Origin of the sequence: Streptomyces sp. NPDC005423 (genome assembly GCF_040606415.1) — a bacterium.
GTDB lineage: Bacteria > Actinomycetota > Actinomycetes > Streptomycetales > Streptomycetaceae > Streptomyces.
Genome location: NZ_JBEXET010000082.1, coordinates 1 through 17,141, shown reverse-complemented (window position 1 = coordinate 17,141; position 17,141 = coordinate 1). Strand labels below are relative to the sequence as shown.

11 protein-coding genes and 2 pseudogenes are annotated in these 17,141 nt (G+C 69.3%); 7 read left to right on the top strand and 6 right to left on the bottom strand.

Features of this window, described 5'->3' with window-relative positions; translation table 11 throughout:
• Positions 1 to 293: 293 nt before the first annotated feature.
• A pseudogene (locus tag ABZT12_RS38360) lies at positions 294 to 452 on the bottom strand (IS5/IS1182 family transposase); the annotation flags it as partial.
• Positions 453 to 1,135: 683 nt separating this feature from the next.
• On the opposite strand from ABZT12_RS38360, the gene ABZT12_RS38355 reads away from it, so the two are divergent.
• The 3 genes from ABZT12_RS38355 to ABZT12_RS38345 all read left to right on the top strand — a co-directional run bounded on the left by ABZT12_RS38355 (position 1,136) and on the right by ABZT12_RS38345 (position 7,843).
• Entirely contained in the window at positions 1,136 to 1,354 is a 219-nt protein-coding gene (locus tag ABZT12_RS38355; protein WP_356394216.1) for an MbtH family protein, read from the top strand.
• 74 nt (positions 1,355 to 1,428) lie between these two features.
• A complete protein-coding gene (locus ABZT12_RS38350; protein WP_356394214.1) occupies positions 1,429 to 7,617 on the top strand; it encodes an amino acid adenylation domain-containing protein in 6,189 nt (2,062 codons plus the stop codon).
• A 64-nt stretch (positions 7,618 to 7,681) separates the two neighbouring features.
• On the top strand, positions 7,682 to 7,843 hold the full coding sequence (locus tag ABZT12_RS38345) for a hypothetical protein (RefSeq protein ID WP_356394211.1): 162 nt from the start codon (positions 7,682 to 7,684) through the stop codon (positions 7,841 to 7,843).
• 34 nt (positions 7,844 to 7,877) lie between these two features.
• On the opposite strand, the gene ABZT12_RS38340 is transcribed toward ABZT12_RS38345, so the two are convergent.
• The 4 genes from ABZT12_RS38340 to ABZT12_RS38325 form a co-directional block, all read right to left on the bottom strand.
• Complete coding sequence (locus ABZT12_RS38340; protein WP_356394208.1) at positions 7,878 to 8,993, bottom strand: TfuA-like protein; 1,116 nt, start codon at positions 8,991 to 8,993, stop codon at positions 7,878 to 7,880.
• A 215-nt stretch (positions 8,994 to 9,208) separates the two neighbouring features.
• Complete coding sequence (locus tag ABZT12_RS38335) at positions 9,209 to 9,787, bottom strand: TetR/AcrR family transcriptional regulator (protein WP_356394205.1); 579 nt, start codon at positions 9,785 to 9,787, stop codon at positions 9,209 to 9,211.
• Positions 9,788 to 9,942: 155 nt separating this feature from the next.
• On the bottom strand, positions 9,943 to 11,334 hold the full coding sequence (locus ABZT12_RS38330; protein ID WP_356394203.1) for an amidase: 1,392 nt from the start codon (positions 11,332 to 11,334) through the stop codon (positions 9,943 to 9,945).
• Positions 11,321 to 11,530 carry a hypothetical protein gene (locus ABZT12_RS38325; RefSeq protein ID WP_356394200.1) on the bottom strand — a complete coding sequence of 70 codons (210 nt, stop codon included), beginning with the start codon at positions 11,528 to 11,530 and terminating at the stop codon, positions 11,321 to 11,323. The genes ABZT12_RS38330 and ABZT12_RS38325 overlap by 14 nt, the downstream gene beginning before the upstream one ends.
• Before the next feature lie 128 nt (positions 11,531 to 11,658).
• Between ABZT12_RS38325 and ABZT12_RS38320 the strand changes: the two genes are divergently transcribed.
• From ABZT12_RS38320 to ABZT12_RS38305, 4 genes and pseudogenes are all read left to right on the top strand, one after another.
• Positions 11,659 to 12,921 carry an MFS transporter gene (locus ABZT12_RS38320; RefSeq protein WP_356394197.1) on the top strand — a complete coding sequence of 421 codons (1,263 nt, stop codon included), beginning with the start codon at positions 11,659 to 11,661 and terminating at the stop codon, positions 12,919 to 12,921.
• A 51-nt stretch (positions 12,922 to 12,972) separates the two neighbouring features.
• On the top strand, positions 12,973 to 13,875 hold the full coding sequence (locus tag ABZT12_RS38315; protein ID WP_356394194.1) for an MBL fold metallo-hydrolase: 903 nt from the start codon (positions 12,973 to 12,975) through the stop codon (positions 13,873 to 13,875).
• Between the two features lie 325 nt (positions 13,876 to 14,200).
• Positions 14,201 to 15,337, top strand: a pseudogene (locus ABZT12_RS38310) (relaxase domain-containing protein); the annotation flags it as partial.
• Positions 15,334 to 15,681 (top strand): hypothetical protein, encoded by a 348-nt coding sequence (locus ABZT12_RS38305; protein WP_356394191.1) that lies wholly within the window; start codon positions 15,334 to 15,336, stop codon positions 15,679 to 15,681. The pseudogene ABZT12_RS38310 and the gene ABZT12_RS38305, both read left to right, overlap by 4 nt.
• A 216-nt stretch (positions 15,682 to 15,897) precedes the next feature.
• On the opposite strand, the gene ABZT12_RS38300 is transcribed toward ABZT12_RS38305, so the two are convergent.
• A complete protein-coding gene (locus ABZT12_RS38300) occupies positions 15,898 to 16,932 on the bottom strand; it encodes a cation diffusion facilitator family transporter (protein WP_356394188.1) in 1,035 nt (344 codons plus the stop codon).
• Positions 16,933 to 17,141 lie beyond the last annotated feature (209 nt).

Below are 17,141 nucleotides of genomic sequence, written 5' to 3'. Positions count from 1 at the left end.
AGCTCACAGCACCGCAGACCCCCGTCGCGCTGAGCTGACACGCTCACAGCAAGTCACCAACATGGGTTGACAACTCCATTGGGAATCCTTTCGAGAGACGGCCTCACCTGACCTCGTGCGGTCGGCCCAGAGCGCGGTGAAGGCCTTGCTACCGTTCCGTTTTTCTGGGCCGCCGACCCGAACCGGACGTGCGTGTTGGCCACGTATCCCCTCTCTGGCAACGTAGGTCGAGTCAGGCATATTGCATGATTCATTGAGCTTTGAGAGGACGTTCCGGTTGAAGACCGGATAGTTCATGGGTTGTGCCAGGTTATGGGTGTTTCGCGGGTTACTCGTTTCGCGAGGTTGGAGATCATTGCGAGGCGGATCATGCTCTCGGAGTGGGCGGGTTTGGTTTCGTAGTCCCGGGCGAGGCGGCGGTGCATCATGATCCAGCCGAAACTTCGTTCCACTGGGACAGGGCCATCGTGCACTCCTCGTGGTTGAACTGGGCGTTCACCAAGGAGAGTTACGCGATGGCCCGCCTCCTGTTCAGGGAGCAGTACCCACCCGGGGAAGTGCGCCCCGGGCAGACGCCCGCGCACTCCCGGCCACTGATCCCGTACACCACGACAAGGGACACCATCCCGCCATCGGGGGGTGACGGCGCCCACGGCGCCCGGACATGACGAGAGCGGCCCCGCTTCCCCGAGGAAAGCGGGGCCGCAGGGATTTGAGCGGTGGTGGATCGGGCAGCCGCCTGGGACTGCCGGAGGTCGAAGATGAAGTCGGCGCCTCGTGAGGTGGTCGTAGGCCGCCTCGTAGGAGGCTCGCCCGTTGGACTCGATCTTGATTGCCGAGTGGCCCGACGTCTGGTGAATGCGGCGTGGCAACGTCACGCGCTGGCGCTGTGTGACAGCGCTGCCCCTTCCCCTGAAACTGAACCATCGGCGACACGGGACCGTTGTAGGGGCCGGAGGGCGACCGGCCCTGGATGGGGGTGCTCGTTGGGGCTCGTCGCGGATTGCCCGGCTGGTTTTGGAGATGTTGTTGGATCCGAGGGTTTCAGCACGCCAGTGCCGCAGTTGCGGAGGGTCAGTCGAGGCCGTCTCGTATCCCAATGGCGTGGCCGCTGTTCCTTTTGATCGGAGACGGAATGACCAATCCATTTGACGACGACCGCAGTGCGTTTCTGGTCCTTATCAACGGCGAGGGGCAACATTCGCTGTGGCCGGTCTCGGCCGAGACGCCGGTCGGCTGGACGATCGTCAAGGGTGAGGACACCCGGCAAGCGTGCATCGACTACGTCAACGCCAACTGGGCCGACATCCGGCCACAGAGCCTCGTTTCTGCGATGGACGGGAGCACGTCGTGACGCGCGCTGCGATGACGAGCCGCGCCCCACGGGGCGTCTACGACCACGCTGCCGGACGGCTCCTGACTCGGACGGTGCCCGGCCTGTTCGCCGCGCAGGTTGCTCGCACGCCAGACGCGGTCGCGGTAGTCGGCGGAGGGACCACGCTCACGTATACCCAACTCGACGCCAGAGCAAATCAACTGGCGCATCGGCTGGTGAGAATGGGAGTGCGGCCGGATGATCCGGTCGCACTCATCATGGAACGCGGTCCCGACCTGATCACCGCGATCCTGGCTGTCTTGAAAGCGGGCGGCGGCTACGTGCCGTTGCGGGACGATTTCCCTGCCGCCCGACTGCGGTGGATCACTGCCCAGATTGGTGCCACCGTCTTGGTGCGCGACCCGGCAACGATCCACGTAGAGTTCGAGCACGACGCCGTCGAGCTGATTGTTGACGATCAGGCATTCGCCGATGGGCCGAGCAACGAGCCGGCAGTGACGCTGTCCGGTGATCACCTCTGCTACGTGATGTACACCTCCGGCTCGACCGGAGTGCCGAAGGGCGTGGCCATCACCCACCGCGACGTGGCCGCCTTCGCCACCGATCAGTTGTGGCACGATCACGCCGAGCGCCGGGTGCTCCTGCACTCCCCGCATTCCTTCGACGCCACCACCTATGAGCTGTGGGCGCCGCTGCTCAACGGCGGCACCGTCGTAGTGGCACCACCGGGCCGCTACGACACCCACGACTTGGCCGCGCTGATCTCCGAGAACGACGTCACCGCGCTCTTCCTTACCGCTGCTTTGTTCGACCTGGTCTCCGCGGAGCGGCCCGAGTGCCTCGGCCAGCTACGGGAGTTGGCCACTGGCGGCGACGTCCTGCCGCCCATGGCGGTCCGCCGGATCCTGGAGGCCAACCCCGGATTCATCGTCCGTAACATGTACGGGCCCACCGAGGTCACCGTCGCCGCCACGGCGCATTCCGTGTGTTCAGCCGCGGACGTAGGTCCGGTGGTTCCCATCGGACGCCCCTTGGACAATACGCGCGTGTATGTGCTGGACGGGTATCTGCAACCGGTGGCGTCCGGGGTGGTCGGTGAGCTGTATATCGCGGGAGCGGGTCTGGCGCGCGGCTATCTCGGCCGGCCGGATCTGACAGCGGAGCGGTTCGTGGCATGCCCGTTCGGTGCCGGTGGTGAGCGGATGTACCGCACCGGTGATCTGGTCCGCTGGAACAGCAGCGGCGAACTGGTGTTCATAGGCCGTGCCGATGACCAGGTGAAGATCCGGGGATTCCGGATCGAACTCGGCGAGATAGAGAACGCCCTGGCATCGTATCCAGGCACTGCCCAGACCGTCGTCACCGTCCGCGAGGACCGTCCCGGAGACAAACGCCTGGTCGGCTACCTGACAGGCATCGGACTGGACATCGCCGACGTACGCAGACACCTCACGGCCCGGCTACCCGACTACATGGTGCCGTCCGCGATCGTCGTCCTCCAGGAACTGCCGGTGACCAGCAACGGCAAGATCGACAGAAAAGCCCTGCCCGCCCCGGCCGCGGACGTCACCAAAACCCACCGCCCGCCCCGCACCCCCTACGAAACAACCCTGTGCCAGCTCTACTCCACACTGCTGGGCATCACACACATAAGCATCGACGACGACTTCTTCACCCTGGGCGGCCATTCGCTGCTCGCCACCAAACTCACCGCCCTGATCCGTTCCGCGTTCAGTGTGGACGTGACAGTGCGGGATGTCTTCGCCAATCCGACGCCGTTCCGTCTTGCCGCGCTCCTGGAACCGGCCCCGGCTTCCCAGCGGCCGACGCTGCGGCCGATGCCCGGTCTCAGCGACGTTCCTCTGTCTTTCGCCCAGCAGCGCCTGTGGATTCTCAACCAGATGATGGGTTCCAACGCCACCTACAACCTGCCGTTCGCGATCACCCTCACTGGCCGTCTGGACGTCGAGGCACTGGGGTCCGCGCTGACCGACCTGTTCCAACGGCACGAGACGCTGCGCACGGTGTGCATCCAGGTGAACGGCGAACCCCGGCAGCGGATCCTGCCCGCAACTCCGGTGGACCTGACCGTCGAGCACGTCGGTGAGCAGGAACTGCTGGCAGCTCATTCCCGCGCGGCAGACCACGTCTTCGACCTGGCGCACTCGCCGGTGTCGCTGCAGCTGGTGCGCACCGAGCCCGACGAGCATGTCCTGCTGCTGACCCTCCATCACATCGCAGCGGACGGATGGTCGATGAACCCGCTGCTGCGAGACCTGGCCACGGCCTACACGGCTCGCAGGGCCGGCCACGCCCCAGGCTGGGTCCCGCTGCCCGTCCAGTACGCCGACTACGCACGCTGGCACCGGGAGATGCTGGGATCCTCCGACGACCCGGAAACCCCGCTCGGCCATCAACTGTCCTACTGGCGAGAAACGCTGGATGGCGCACCGCCCGAACTCACCCTCCCCTACGACCATCCCCGCCCCGCCGCCGCATCCCACCGTGCCCACGAAGTGCCGCTGGCCATCGACGCCGCACTGCACGAACGATTGCAGTATGTGGCGCGTGAAACGGGCACCACCGTCTTCATGGTCCTGCACGCAGCCCTGACGGTCCTGCTGCACCGCATCGGTGCCGGTGCGGACATCTGCGTGGGCAGCCCGATCTCGGCTCGCACCGACGAGGCGCTCACCGATCTGGTCGGGTTCTTCGTCAACACCCTGGTGCTCCGCACCGACCTCTCCGGCGATCCGACGTTCCACGACCTGCTCACGCGGGTGAAGGACACCGACTTGGACGCCTTCGGCCACCAGGACGTTCCCTTCGACCAGCTGGTCGAGCAACTCGCCCCCGATCGGTCCGCGTCGCAGCATCCGCTGTTCCAGGTGATGCTCGTACTCAACCCGGCGATCCCCATGCCGAGCCTGCCCGGCCTCGACTGCCAGATTCGGCTCCTGCATCTCAACTCGACGCAGTTCGACCTGACCGTGAACCTCACGGAGAGCCGATCTGCCGATGGCCGCCCCGCCGGAATGACGGGTGCGATCGTGTACGCACGCGATCTGTTCGAGCAGGACACCGTTCAGACGCTGGTCGAGCAGTTCCTACGTGTCCTTGAGACGGTGGTCAGTCGGCCGGAGACCCGCATCGGGCAGTTCGACCTTCTGCCGGCCGCAGTTCGAAAGCGCATCCTGGTGGACTGGAACGCCACTGCCGAGGAGCTGCCGGCGGCGACCCTGCCCGACCTGTTCGCGACGCAGGTGGCCCGGACCCCGGCCGCGCTCGCCTTGATCGCGGACGGGGTCGAGGTGACCTATGCCGAGCTGGACGCCATGTCCGACCGGCTCGCACACGTCTTGGCGGGCCGCGGCATCGGGGCCGAAGACATCGTTGCCGTGTCGATGCCGCCCTCGCTGGAGTGGATCACCGCCGTGCTGGCGGTGGCCAAGACGGGAGCGGTCTACCTACCGGTCGACCCCGCCTACCCCCATCAGCGAATCGAGTACATTCTCGGCAACAGCAAACCCGCCCTGCTGATCACAGTGGCGAACCTGGAGCAAACCCTGCCCTGCGTAGCGATACCCCGGATGTCGCTGGACTCTCTCGACCAGGCCGCCGATCCGGGGCCTGGGGAACCGTTCACCACGGCTGACCGGGTACGGCCACTGTCGGAGGCCAACGCGGCGTACCTCATTTACACCTCCGGCTCGACCGGTCTGCCCAAGGCCGTCGCGGTCAGCCACACTGGATTGACCAGTCTGGTGTCACACCAGGCCCGGATCTTCCGGACCGGCCCCGGCAGTCGGGTCCTGCAGTTCGTGTCTCTCAGCTTCGACCCGTCCATCCTCGACCTGTGCGGTGCGTTGCTGACCGGGGCGACCCTGGTCGTGGTCCGCGCCGAGGATCTGGTCGTGGGGCAGCCGCTGGTGAACACCATCGCCCGGTACGAGGTCACCACCGCGGTGATTCCCCCCGCGGCACTGGCAGTTCTACCGCAGGGGTCGCTGCCCACGGTGCGCACACTGATCGTCGGCGGAGACTCCTGCCCACCGGAACTGGTGGCCCGATGGTGCAGTGACCGCCGCATGATCAACGCCTATGGTCCGACGGAGAGCACAGTGGCCGCGACCATGTCCGGACCTCTGCGCGCGGACGGAGCCGTGCCGCCGATCGGCTCACCGGTCGCCAATACGCGCGTGTATGTGCTGGACGGGTATCTGCAACCGGTGGCGTCCGGGGTGGTCGGTGAGCTGTATATCGCGGGAGCGGGTCTGGCGCGCGGCTATCTCGGCCGGCCGGATCTGACAGCGGAGCGGTTCGTGGCATGCCCGTTCGGTGCCGGTGGTGAGCGGATGTACCGCACCGGTGATCTGGTCCGCTGGAACAGCAGCGGCGAACTGGTGTTCATAGGCCGTGCCGATGACCAGGTGAAGATCCGGGGATTCCGGATCGAACTCGGCGAGATAGAGAACGCCCTGGCATCGTATCCAGGCACTGCCCAGACCGTCGTCACCGTCCGCGAGGACCGTCCCGGAGACAAACGCCTGGTCGGCTACCTGACAGGCATCGGACTGGACATCGCCGACGTACGCAGACACCTCACGGCCCGGCTACCCGACTACATGGTGCCGTCCGCGATCGTCGTCCTCCAGGAACTGCCGGTGACCAGCAACGGCAAGATCGACAGAAAAGCCCTGCCCGCCCCGGCCGCGGACGTCACCAAAACCCACCGCCCGCCCCGCACCCCCTACGAAACAACCCTGTGCCAGCTCTACTCCACACTGCTGGGCATCACACACATAAGCATCGACGACGACTTCTTCACCCTGGGCGGCCATTCGCTGCTCGCCACCAAACTCACCGCCCTGATTCACGACGAACTCGGCGTGGCCATGCCGGTCCGAGCCGTCTTCACCTCCCGGACCGTGGCCGCCCTGGCCCACGCCATCGAGGGAGGCACGACGGCTGAAGTGGATTTGACGGCCGAAGCCCGTCTGGATCCGGCAATCACGGTGAACCCCACCATGACGCCGCGCCCCCGCGACGTGCAAGAGGTGCTGCTGACCGGGGCAACAGGCTTCCTCGGAGCCTTCCTCCTCGCGGAGATCCTGCGTGTCCTCCCCGACGCCACCGTCACGTGCGTGGTGCGGCCGATCGGCTCCGACAACGCCCGGACGCGCCTCGAACGCAGCATCACTCGATACGGCCTGTGGGACGAGGATCTCCACAAGCGGATCAACGCCATCGCCGGTGACCTGGAACAGCCGCTCCTCGGCCTCGCCGAAAGCGAGTTCACGGCTCTCGCAAGCCGGGTGGACGTGATCTACCACAACGGTGCACGCGTGCACCACGTGGACCCGTACCAGCGGATGAAGGCAGCCAACGTACTCGCCACCCAGGACATCCTCCGCCTGGCCGCACTGGGCGGCGGAATCCCCGTGCACTACATCTCCACCGGCAGCGTCCTGGTAGGCACCGGGAACAATCCCCCAGACCTCGAAGAAGACCGCTGCGTCTCCCCCGAACTCGTGCCGCCCAACGGGTACATTCAATCCAAGTGGGTGGCGGAGCAGTTGATGAGGGAGGCGAAACGCCGAGGCATCCCCACCACGATCCACCGACCCGCCCGGATCAGCGGCCATACATTCACCGGGGCCGCGAGCACGGAAGACTCCTTCTGGAAGTTCATCAAGGCGTGCGTCGAACTGGGCGCTGCGCCCGATGCCGAGGGACACCTTGAACCCGAGGACCTGGTGCCGGTCGACTACACGGCCGGCGCCATCGTCGAGTTGTCCCGTCTGCGGGTGCCCGAGGGAGACGTGGTCAGCTACAACCTGAGCAATCCGATACCCACCCGAGCCGAGGACGTGCTGCGGCAGGCACGACTGGCCGGTTACCAGTTGGAAGCCCGTACCGGCCCGCAGTGGCTCGCGGCCCTCACTGCAGCCGCCGTCACCGCCCCCGAGGACAGCGCCCTATCAAGCGTCGCCCTCCTGTACGGCGATGCCCCGATCACCATGCCGCCCAATCACACCCCGCCCCGCTTCGCCACCGACAACGTGCAGCGGGATCTGAGCGGCTCCGGCCTCATCTGCCCTGCGATCAACGAGTCACTGATCCGGCACTATCTCGCGGTCTACGCCGATACCGGATTCCTGCCCCATCCGCCTCCCCTGCGCTTCGATGACGCCAGGGGCTTGGAGCCGACATCGGCTCCTGGAACATCAGAGGCAACACCGTTGCGTTTGAGTCTTGAGTCGCAGGTCAAGCCCTGGTGAATGACGCAACGGGACGTCCTGATAGATCAACTTGTGTCGAGCAAGCAGATCATCGGGAGTCCCGTTGCAGGAGAAGTCTGTCATCACCCGCACGATCGAGGCGGCCGGGGGCATATACGCGCCCGGTCACCTGGGCGAGTTGACCCAGATCGTGGACTTCGCGCTGGTGGACGCGGTGATCCAGGAGACCGGGTCGCGTGAGAACTCGCGGGCGGCGCCCTGGTGATCGTCCTCGCCGCCGTGGTGCCGCTGCTGATCCGTCAGGTGCGGGCTCTGGCCCTGGCCTCTGGGCAGCCTGCACACGAGTCGGTGCCCGCGGGCACGGCCGGGGTGTCCGCGCGGGCGCCGAGGTAGAACGCTCTGGCCACCTCGACGGCCCCGCCGAAGTCACGGAACGCGCGGTCACGGGCCACTGCGTCCAGCACCGGCCGCCCCGCGCACGCCGGGAGGTTCCACTGGGCAGCGAGGTGCCGGCCGATGCGGTCGGCGGACAGTCGGTCGGTGGTGTGCCGGGGGTCGGCCGCCATCGTGGCCGCGTTCACGGCGTAGGCCGCGGCGACGTCCTGGGCCGTGGGCAAGGAGTCGTCGAGCAACTCCCCGGCCTCGGCCGGGCTGGAGGGCCACACCGTCCATGCGCCGTCCAGCCGCGCCGAGCAGACCATGACCCGCAGGAGGGCTTCCCCCGGGGGGAGGGCGCGCAGCTCGGCCGGGGTGAGCCAGTAGGCGAGTTGTTGCCGGGACATGGCGGCCGTGTCGACTCCCTCAGCCGCGGCCGTCCGCAGTGCGGCGGCCTCGACTCCGTCCGGGCCGGTGTCCCTTCCGGCGACGGCCGCCAGGACCCGGGCCCGCCACCGTGCGGGGAACCCACTGTCGTAGAGCTGTTGGTGTTGGAGCACCGCGAGGAAGGGCACACCGCCGGGGCCGGGGCGGTGTGCCGCCGTCCAGTACCGCACGAAGGACGTCCGCCACGGCTCCTCATCCCACTCCCCCGGCCCTGGCTCGGGTGCCGGCAGGCCGCCCGCTGCGACCAGGACGAGTGCATGCTCGGCGTCCTCCCGTTTCACGTCGTAGGGGTTGCGGCGGCGCCACCCGTCGGCCGCGGCGAACGCGGCGCCTGCGCCCTCCTCGCGGGCCCGGCGGGCGAGCGCGGCCCACGTGCGGCGGGTGAACGGCAGTGCGCGGGCGAGCCCTTGGAGCCTGTCGGCGTCGGTGTCGCTGATCTGTCCGGCCGCGGCACACCGGATGAGTGCGGCCCGGATGTTCACCCGGGCCTCGGACACCGGTTGTCCCTCGGGGGTGTGCAGAACGGAAACTTCGTCGTCGGCGTCGAGCACCCCGGCCGCCAGGTCCTCAAAGACGCGCCCGACGCCGGTCATGACCCGAGCCCGCGGCGGAGTCAAACACCCCATGCAGCTCACCAGCCTCGGCAAGAAGGTCGTGGCCGCCGCGGCTCCGTATACCGACCAGAGCGGTGACCTCCACACACCACGTCACAAGCCGAAGGACCTCGCCTCGCCCGAGCCGCGGCAGCCCGCGGGCATGAGCAACGGTGAATCTGGGCGCCTCCAGCGCGGTCCGCGAGGAATCTGGATCATGGGAGGGGGTGTTCTTCGCCCGCGTCGAGGAGCTCGGTCACGAGCCGACGGGCGTACGCGGCGTCGAGTCCGGCCGGGCGGAAGAGGATGCGGTACATCATGGGGGCGACCACGCGGTCCATCGCCGTCTCGATGTCGGGAGTGTTCTCCTCGCGGCCGATCGCGCGGGCGAGCATGACGTCGACCTGTTCGGCCGCGTAGGCCGAACACTGACCGGCGTAGCTGCCGTCCGGGTCGCCGAGCAGAGCGTCACGGATGTAGGCGCGGCCGGAGGGGGACGACATCTCGTCAAGGAACTGTTCGGCCCAGGCCGTCAGGTCGGACAGCAGGTCGCCGTGGTCCTCCGGCGCAGTGTCGGGCCGCAGGCGCTCCACCGCGACGTCCGACAGCAGCTCCTGAAGGTCGCCCCAGCGGCGGTAGATCGTCGAGGGGGTGACTCCGGCGCGCTGGGCGACCAGCGGGACGGTCACCGCGTCGCGGCCCCGCTCCGAAAGGATGTCGCGGACAGCGGTGTGCACCGAAGCCTGGACCCGTGCACTGCGCCCGCCGGGGCGCACCATCGGCTTACGACTCATGACTCCACCTTAAAGCACAGTTCTTGCGTTTAGGAGGGGTGTGCCGGCTCGATGGCCGCACCAGGGCCCCCTCGCTGCGGGCACCCGGCCCTGATCCCGACCGGAGCCGAACGGCATAGGGGCCGGTCCGGAACCGCCCGGCCCGCAGGCCGCTCTCAGGCGGCCGGCGCGAGCGATCGGGCGGGCTGCGTCCGCTCGTAGGCGTGGCCCACCCGCAGCAGCTGCCGCTCGCCGAAGGGTCGCCCGAGCAGCTGCATGCCGATCGGCATGCCTGCCGTGTCGTGGCCCACCGGGACGGACAGGGCGGGCACTCCGGTGATGTTGGCCGGGGAGGACAGCCGCACGTAGGCGTCGGAGACGGCCTCGGTCGAGCCGTCGGACCAGGTGACGCTCTTCCGGCCGGTCTTCACCGCGGTCATCGGGACCGCCGGGGCGGCGATCACGTCGACCTTCTCCAGAACGCGGGCCCATTCTTCCTGCATGAGCGTCCGGGAGCGCTGGGCACGCAGATAGTCGCCCGCGCCCATCAGCTCACCGGCCTCCAGGAGGATGCGGACGTCCGCCCGGTACAGCTCAGGGACGGTACGCAGCATGCCCTCGTGGTAAGCGGTGGCCTCCGGAACCATCAGCCCCCACTGCGTGGCCTGGATGTACCGGGTCATCGGGATGTCGATCTCGACGAGATGGGCGCCGAGCGTCTCCAGCTGCGCGATGCCCCGGCGGACGGCGGTCTCCACCTCCGCGTCGACATGGTCGAAGTAGTAGTTGCGCGGTACCCCGACGCGCATGCCCGCCAGGTCCGGCTCCCGTTCCGGCCGGTGGTCGACGGCGGGGGCGTCCAGCGAGGCGGGGTCACGCGGGTCGTGCCCGGCGAGGACGTTCAGGACCAGGGCCGCGTCCTCGACGGTGCGGGTGACCGGGCCGACGTGGTCCAGCGACCAGGACAGCGATGTGACGCCGTGGCGCGGCACCAGCCCGTAGGTCGGCTTGAGGCCGACGACCCCGTTCAGCGCGGCGGGAACCCGGATCGACCCGCCGGTGTCGGTGCCGAGGGCGAAGGTCGCCGCCCCGGCCGCCACCGCGACGGCGGACCCGCCGCTGGAGCCTCCCGCGACCCGGCCGCGGTCCCAGGCGTTGGCGGTCTGCGGGGTGATCAGGCCGTAGGCGAACTCGTGGGTGTGGGTCTTGCCGACCAGGACGGAGCCTGCGGCCCTCAGCCGGGCGGCGACCGTGCTGTCGGCGGCGGCGCGGTGGCCGGCCCGGACCCGGGAACTGGCGCTGGTGGGCGAACCGGCGACGTCGATCAGGTCCTTGAGCCCGGCCGGGACGCCGTGCAGCGATCCCCGGAACATGCCGCGGGCCGCTTCCTGCTCGGCCTCCCGCGCCGCGCCGCGGGCCTGCTCAGCGGTGACCGCGACGTACGCCTCGACGTGCGGGTCCACCTGGTCGATGCGTTCGAGGACCGAGTCCACCAGCTCGACGGGGGACAGTCGGCGGGCCCGGATTTGCTGCGCGGCGTCGGCGAGGGTCAGCTCATACGGCTGCATCGCGCTTCTCCTTTCCGGCGCGGTAGGCGCCGGCGGGCGGGGTGTCCCCGAAGTCCAGCTCACGCAGGACCGAGACGACGGAGTGGATGTGGTTGGCGGTGGCGGCGACTGCGGCGTGGCGGTCATCGGGCAGCGGAAGTCCGACACGGGCGGCCCAGCGGGCGGCCTCGGGCGGCGTGAGTTCAACGGAGGGCACGGGTTTCTCCTGATCAGGGGGCGTGGCAACGAAGCACCCCGCACCAAAAGCCAACGGTTTGCGTTAACCCGACCATAGGCCCTACTGTCGGGTTAACGCAAATTCATTGCATTTACGGAAGGAGTCCCATGCCCGGCATCATGGCCGACGCACCCGCGCACGTCGCCCATCGGGCCGCCCGCGCCCGTACGAAGAGGCGCACGGCTTCTTTCGCCCTCGACGTGTCGATACTCGCGGCCCTCCTGGCCGCGTCCAGCGTTCCGACCCCGCTCTACCCTCTCTACCAGGACCAGTGGGGCCTCTCCGCGCTCGCCGTCACCGTGGTCTTCAGCGCGTACGCCCTGGCCCTGTTGCTGGCCCTGCTCACCACCGGAGCGCTCTCCGACCACCTGGGGCGACGCCCCGTCCTGGCAGGCGCCCTGCTCATGGCGGCCGCCTCCAGGGTCCTCCTGGCCTCAGCGGACGGCGCGAGCTCCCTGACCATCGCCCGGGTTCTGGAAGGAGCGGCCACCGGCGCGGCCACCAGTGCCGCGGGCGCGGCGCTCCTCGACCTGGAGAACCCCCGGCGCCCGGGCCGGTCCGCCCTGGCCAACCGCGTCACCCCGGTCGCCGGTATGGCCACCGGCGTGCTCGTCTCCACCCTGCTCGTCCGTTTCGCCCCCGCCCCCACCGTCACCGTCTACGTACTGCTGGCGGCGTTGTTCCTCGCCCAGGCGATCGCGGCCACCTTCACCACGGAGACGGCCCACCGCCGCGTGGGAGCGCTGCGGTCGCTGCGCCCGCGGGCCGGCGTCCCGCCCCCGGTCCGCCGCACCCTGCTGGCCGCGGGCGCCGCTGTCGGCACCGTCTGGGCGCTGGGCGGCTTCTACTCCTCCCTCGGCCCGGCCCTCGTAGGCCTGGTGGCCCCCGACGCCCCGCAAGCAGCCCGTGGCATGGTCTTCTTCACCCTCAGTGCCACCGCCGCGCTCACCGTATGGGCGCTGCGGCGCAGGCCGCCCCGCGCCACGGCGATCGGCGGCTGCCTGTCCGTCCTGCCCGCCGCGGCCCTGACCCTGAGCGGTCTGCACGGCGCCGGGCTGCCCGCGGTCTACGGCGGCGCGGTACTGGCCGGCATCGCCTTCGGCGCCGTTTCCCAGGGGGCGCTGCGTATGCTCCTCGCCTCGCTCGACGAGCGGGACCGCGCCGCGACACTGGCCGCCTACTACATCCTCAGCTACCTCTCCATGAGCCTGCCCGCCGTCGCCGCGGGCGCCGCCACCCAGCACTACGGGCTGGGGGCCACCTCACACGCCTACGCCATCACCGCCGCTCTCCTCGCTCTGGCGGCCCTGGCGGCACTCACCGCGTCACGACACGGGACGGCCCGCCCCGAAGCCGACCGCTCCCACTGAAGAGAACAACCGACCGCTTCCGCCGAAGAGAACCAAAGGAAACGACACACCATGCACACCTCCCCCGGCGCCACTCCCATCTCCTCCTGGGCCGTGGGCGGCGTCACAGTCCACCGCATCGACGAAGTCGCCCTGCCGCCCGCGACCGGACCCTGGCTGCTGCCCGACGCCACCCCTGAGGTGGTGACCGCCCAGGACTGGCTGCACCCCCACTTCGCCGGCCAGGACGGGATTCTGCACATCGACAGCCACAGCTTCGCGTTCGTCGTGAACGGGCTGCGCGTTCTCGTCGACACCGGCATCGGCAACGGCAAGGAGCGGGCCAACCCGGCCTGGCACGACCTGCGGACCGACTTCCTGGAGCACCTCACCGGCGCCGGTTTCCCCCCGGACTCCGTCGACCTGGTGATCCTCACCCACCTGCACGCCGATCACGTCGGCTGGAACACACGCCAGGTGAACGGCGAATGGGTCCCCACCTTCCCCAACGCCCGCTACCTCACCTCCCGCGCCGAGCGGGAGTTCTGGGCCACGTACGACATGGAGGAGCCTCGCGAACAGATGTTCCGCGACTCCGTGATCCCGGTCGAACAGGCGGGTCTGCTGAGCACGGTCGAGGTCCCGCACGAGGGGGCCGAGATCGCCCCCGGCCTGCGCTTGATTCCGACACCCGGCCACACCCCCGGCCACGTCGCCGTGGAACTGACCAGCCAGGGTGAGACGGCACTGATCTCCGGCGACTGCGTCCACCACCCCGTCCAGCTCGCCCACCCCGTCATCGGCTCCTGCGTCGACATCGACCCGCGGCAGTCCGAGGCCACCCGCCGCAAGCTGCTCCGCTCCCTCGCCAGCACGGACACCCTCCTCCTCGGCACCCACTTCGCACCGCCCACCGCCGGCCGCGTGATCGCCCACGGGGACGCCTACCGGTTGGAGCCCGTCCCCGCTTCCTGATGCCGTGGCCACGCCACCCCGGTCACCGCAGATATGGCCGCCCCTCGGACTCCACCAGGGCCGCTCCTCTCGAATTCGCCGCCGAGGTCGATCACGCCAGGGACAAGTACGCGAAGGGCGTCTACGTACGGGGGATAGCCGACTCGAGTCGATGGGTTTCCCGCGCTGCAGTCGTATCTGGCGGGGATCGAATCGTCCGCCGCTGACCTGCAGCCTCAAAGGGACAAAATCGTGAGACAGCGAGAGGTGTCCCCTGAATGAGACGTACAGAAAAACCTGCAGACCGCTACAGCGGAACGGGACATCCCGATTGCGGGCCTACAGCAACCTGTCGGCGGACTCGATGCTGGAGAACGTCGTCGCCGCAGGCACCCTCTACTCCTTGTTCTTCATGGAGGAGGTGTCCGCGCGGCTCGGATGGGCGTGGGAGCCACGCGAGGTGACGCCCGGCCGCCGGCCCGTCATGGAGGTCGCGGGCATTGATCAGCGGCTCATCGGCTGGCAGTCCACCCGCCGCCAGCAGATCGAGGACGCGCTGGCCGTCTTCACCACTGACTACGAAGAGGAGCACGGGCATGCGCCGGGGGAGCAGGCCGCCTACGCGCTGGGCGGGAAGGCCGCCGACCGGACACGCCCGCCGAAGCCCGAGACGCCGCGGTCGCTGACCAAGCTGCGCGACGACTGGAGGAAGTCGGCGATCCGGGCGTACGGCGTCGACGTCGTCTCCCGGCTCGCCGTGCGGGCGAGGACGGCGGCCGCGGCGGTGTGGGCCCGGGTGCGGCCGGTGGTCGACGTCGTCCTGGCCGCCGTCGACGTCACGGCCGTGGTGTACGTCATGCGCGGCGCCTTCAAGCGACGGCACCTGCTCGCCGAAGCCCGACGTCACCTCGCCTACGTCCTGCGCGGCCGACCCCACCAGCCCGGCCTGGACGAACAGATCGTGCAAGCGGTCGTCGACGACTACACCCGCCCGGTCGGCCGCCGGATGATGACCGCCGACCTGCGCGCCCTGTACCCGCGCGACACCGACGACCAGGCCGTACTGCGCCCGCTGACCCGCAACCGCACCGCGCCCCCGTACGAGCGGGCCCGCCTCGCCGCCGGCGCCCTGGCCGCCCGGCTCAACGCAGCGCGGCGTGCGGAGCGCCTGGGCTCCCGCCCCCGGCCGTACGCCGTCGCTGTGCCCACGGCATCGAGGTCGCACCCGCGGCCGTTCCGTACGGACCGGAAGGACGGCCGCCTCCTGGAGGCGGAGACCGGCGTGGCCACGGTGGAGCAGACCCGCCAGACCATGGAGGCCGCTGCCGTGAAGGTGGCCGCCACCGTCCAGGACAGCAAGCGAGCGCGCGCCCTCGCCCACGGGCCCCGACCGCAGCCCGCCCCGGCGACGACCCCGCCGCAGCACACCCAACAGCCCGGCACTCAGCACACAACAGGCCGGACCACAGGAGGAGTCGCATGAGCACCCCGGAAGAAATGCCCAACCCCGACGACGCACTCGCCCGCGCCCGCGCGGCCCGCCCGGAGATGGCCGCCGCGCTCGACGAGGACCAGGAGCCCGAGCTCGACGAGGACCTGGGGTGGCAGCCGGTCTGGAAGCGGCCCCGCAAGTTCAAGTCGAAGGCGGACAAGAAGAAGGAGCTGCGCAAGCAGCGGGAGCGGCTCCGGGATGCCGGGAAGCGCCGTTTCGCCGCCGGGCAGTCGCGCCGGCCCCGCTCCCGGCAGAACCGGATCGGCAACGCGGCCGCGCGCCGCGATGCCCGAGCCCTGTCCCGGGTGCGGCACTCCAACGCCTGGCTGTGGTGAGGATGCTGGACATCGTCCACCGGGTGGAGCCCACGATGTTCTGCATCCCATGGCGATGCAGAACATCGAGTGGAGTCCACTCCGGGCTCCACTCGATGGCCTCCACTCGGTGGGCTGCCCGAGTGAGCGACGCTGTCGGGGATCTTGGTCGAGGGTCTTTTAGAGATCAGCGAGCTGAGTGCGTCTGGTGGGGGCTGGCGGTGACTTGCGGGGTGGTCAGTGGTCGTGGGGGCCGGGGGTGTGGATGGGGCCGTGGGCGTCTTCGCAGTGCCCGTCCCGGCCGGCGCCCCTGTCGTCGGTGATCTGGAGCAGGCTGGTGGTGTCGTCGCCAGCGTGGTCGACCTGCAAGGTGGCGTGGCCGATGCGGTACTCATCGGCCAAGAGCTGCTGGAGGTCGCGGCGGATGGCGTGGCAGTCGCTGCCGGGGGTGACCAGGACGTGGGCAGACAGGGCGTTCTGGCCGGAGGTGATCTGCCAGACGTGCAGGTCGTGGATCTCCACGACGGCGTCCTGGTCGGCGAGGCGGTCGCCGAGGGCGTCGGGGTCGACACCGGCGGGGGCGGCTTCCAGGAAGACGCGGGCCGAATCGCGGACCAGGCCGTAACCGGCCTTGAGCATGAGGACGACGACCAGGAGGGAGGCGATGGCATCCGCGCGGGCGAAGCCGGTGGTCAGCACGATCAACCCGGCGATCGCGGTGGCGATGAAGCCGAACAGGTCGGTGAGGATGTGCTGGTAGGCGCCTTCGACGTTCATGCTGATGCGGTTGGCCTTGGAGATCGACCAGGTCGCCGCGAGGTTGACCGCGACTCCGACCAGGGCGGTGGCCAGGACCAGGCCGCCGGTCACATCGGGCGGGGAGATCAGCCGGTGCACTGACTCGTAGGCCAGCCACACCGACAGCAGCAGCAGGGTCAGGCCGTTGGCCTGCGCGGAGAGGATCTCCACCCGCTTCAGCCCGTAGGTGTAGTGGCCCTTGGCGGGGCGGGCCGCGAGCTTCATCGCGACCAGCGCCAGCACGATCGAGGCGACGTCGGTGAGCATGTGCGCGGCGTCCGAGATCAGCGCCAGGGAGTTCGCGATCACGCCGACGACGACTTCGGCGCACATGAACACCGCGATCAGCGTCAGCGCGATCGTCAGCCACCACCGGTCGGCATCCGCCGCCACCCCGTGTGCGTGACCGGAGTGCCCGCCCGCGCCCTCAGCATCATGGCCGGCAGGCTCGTGGTCGTGGTCGTGGTCGGACACAAGGTCCCCCTGGGAGATTGGCCGCGCTTGGGGTGCAGCAGGGGTGCCCAGTCAACCGCGCCCGGCGGCCCTTCACCAAAGGCTGCAATGGGGACCGTTACCACTTCCACCTGCGGCAGGGTGTCGGCGAAGTCGGAGGCCATCCGGTTCGTGACGGTCTGACAGGTTGATCTGGCTCGGGAAGCGGCACAGGCACGGCTTCCAAGATC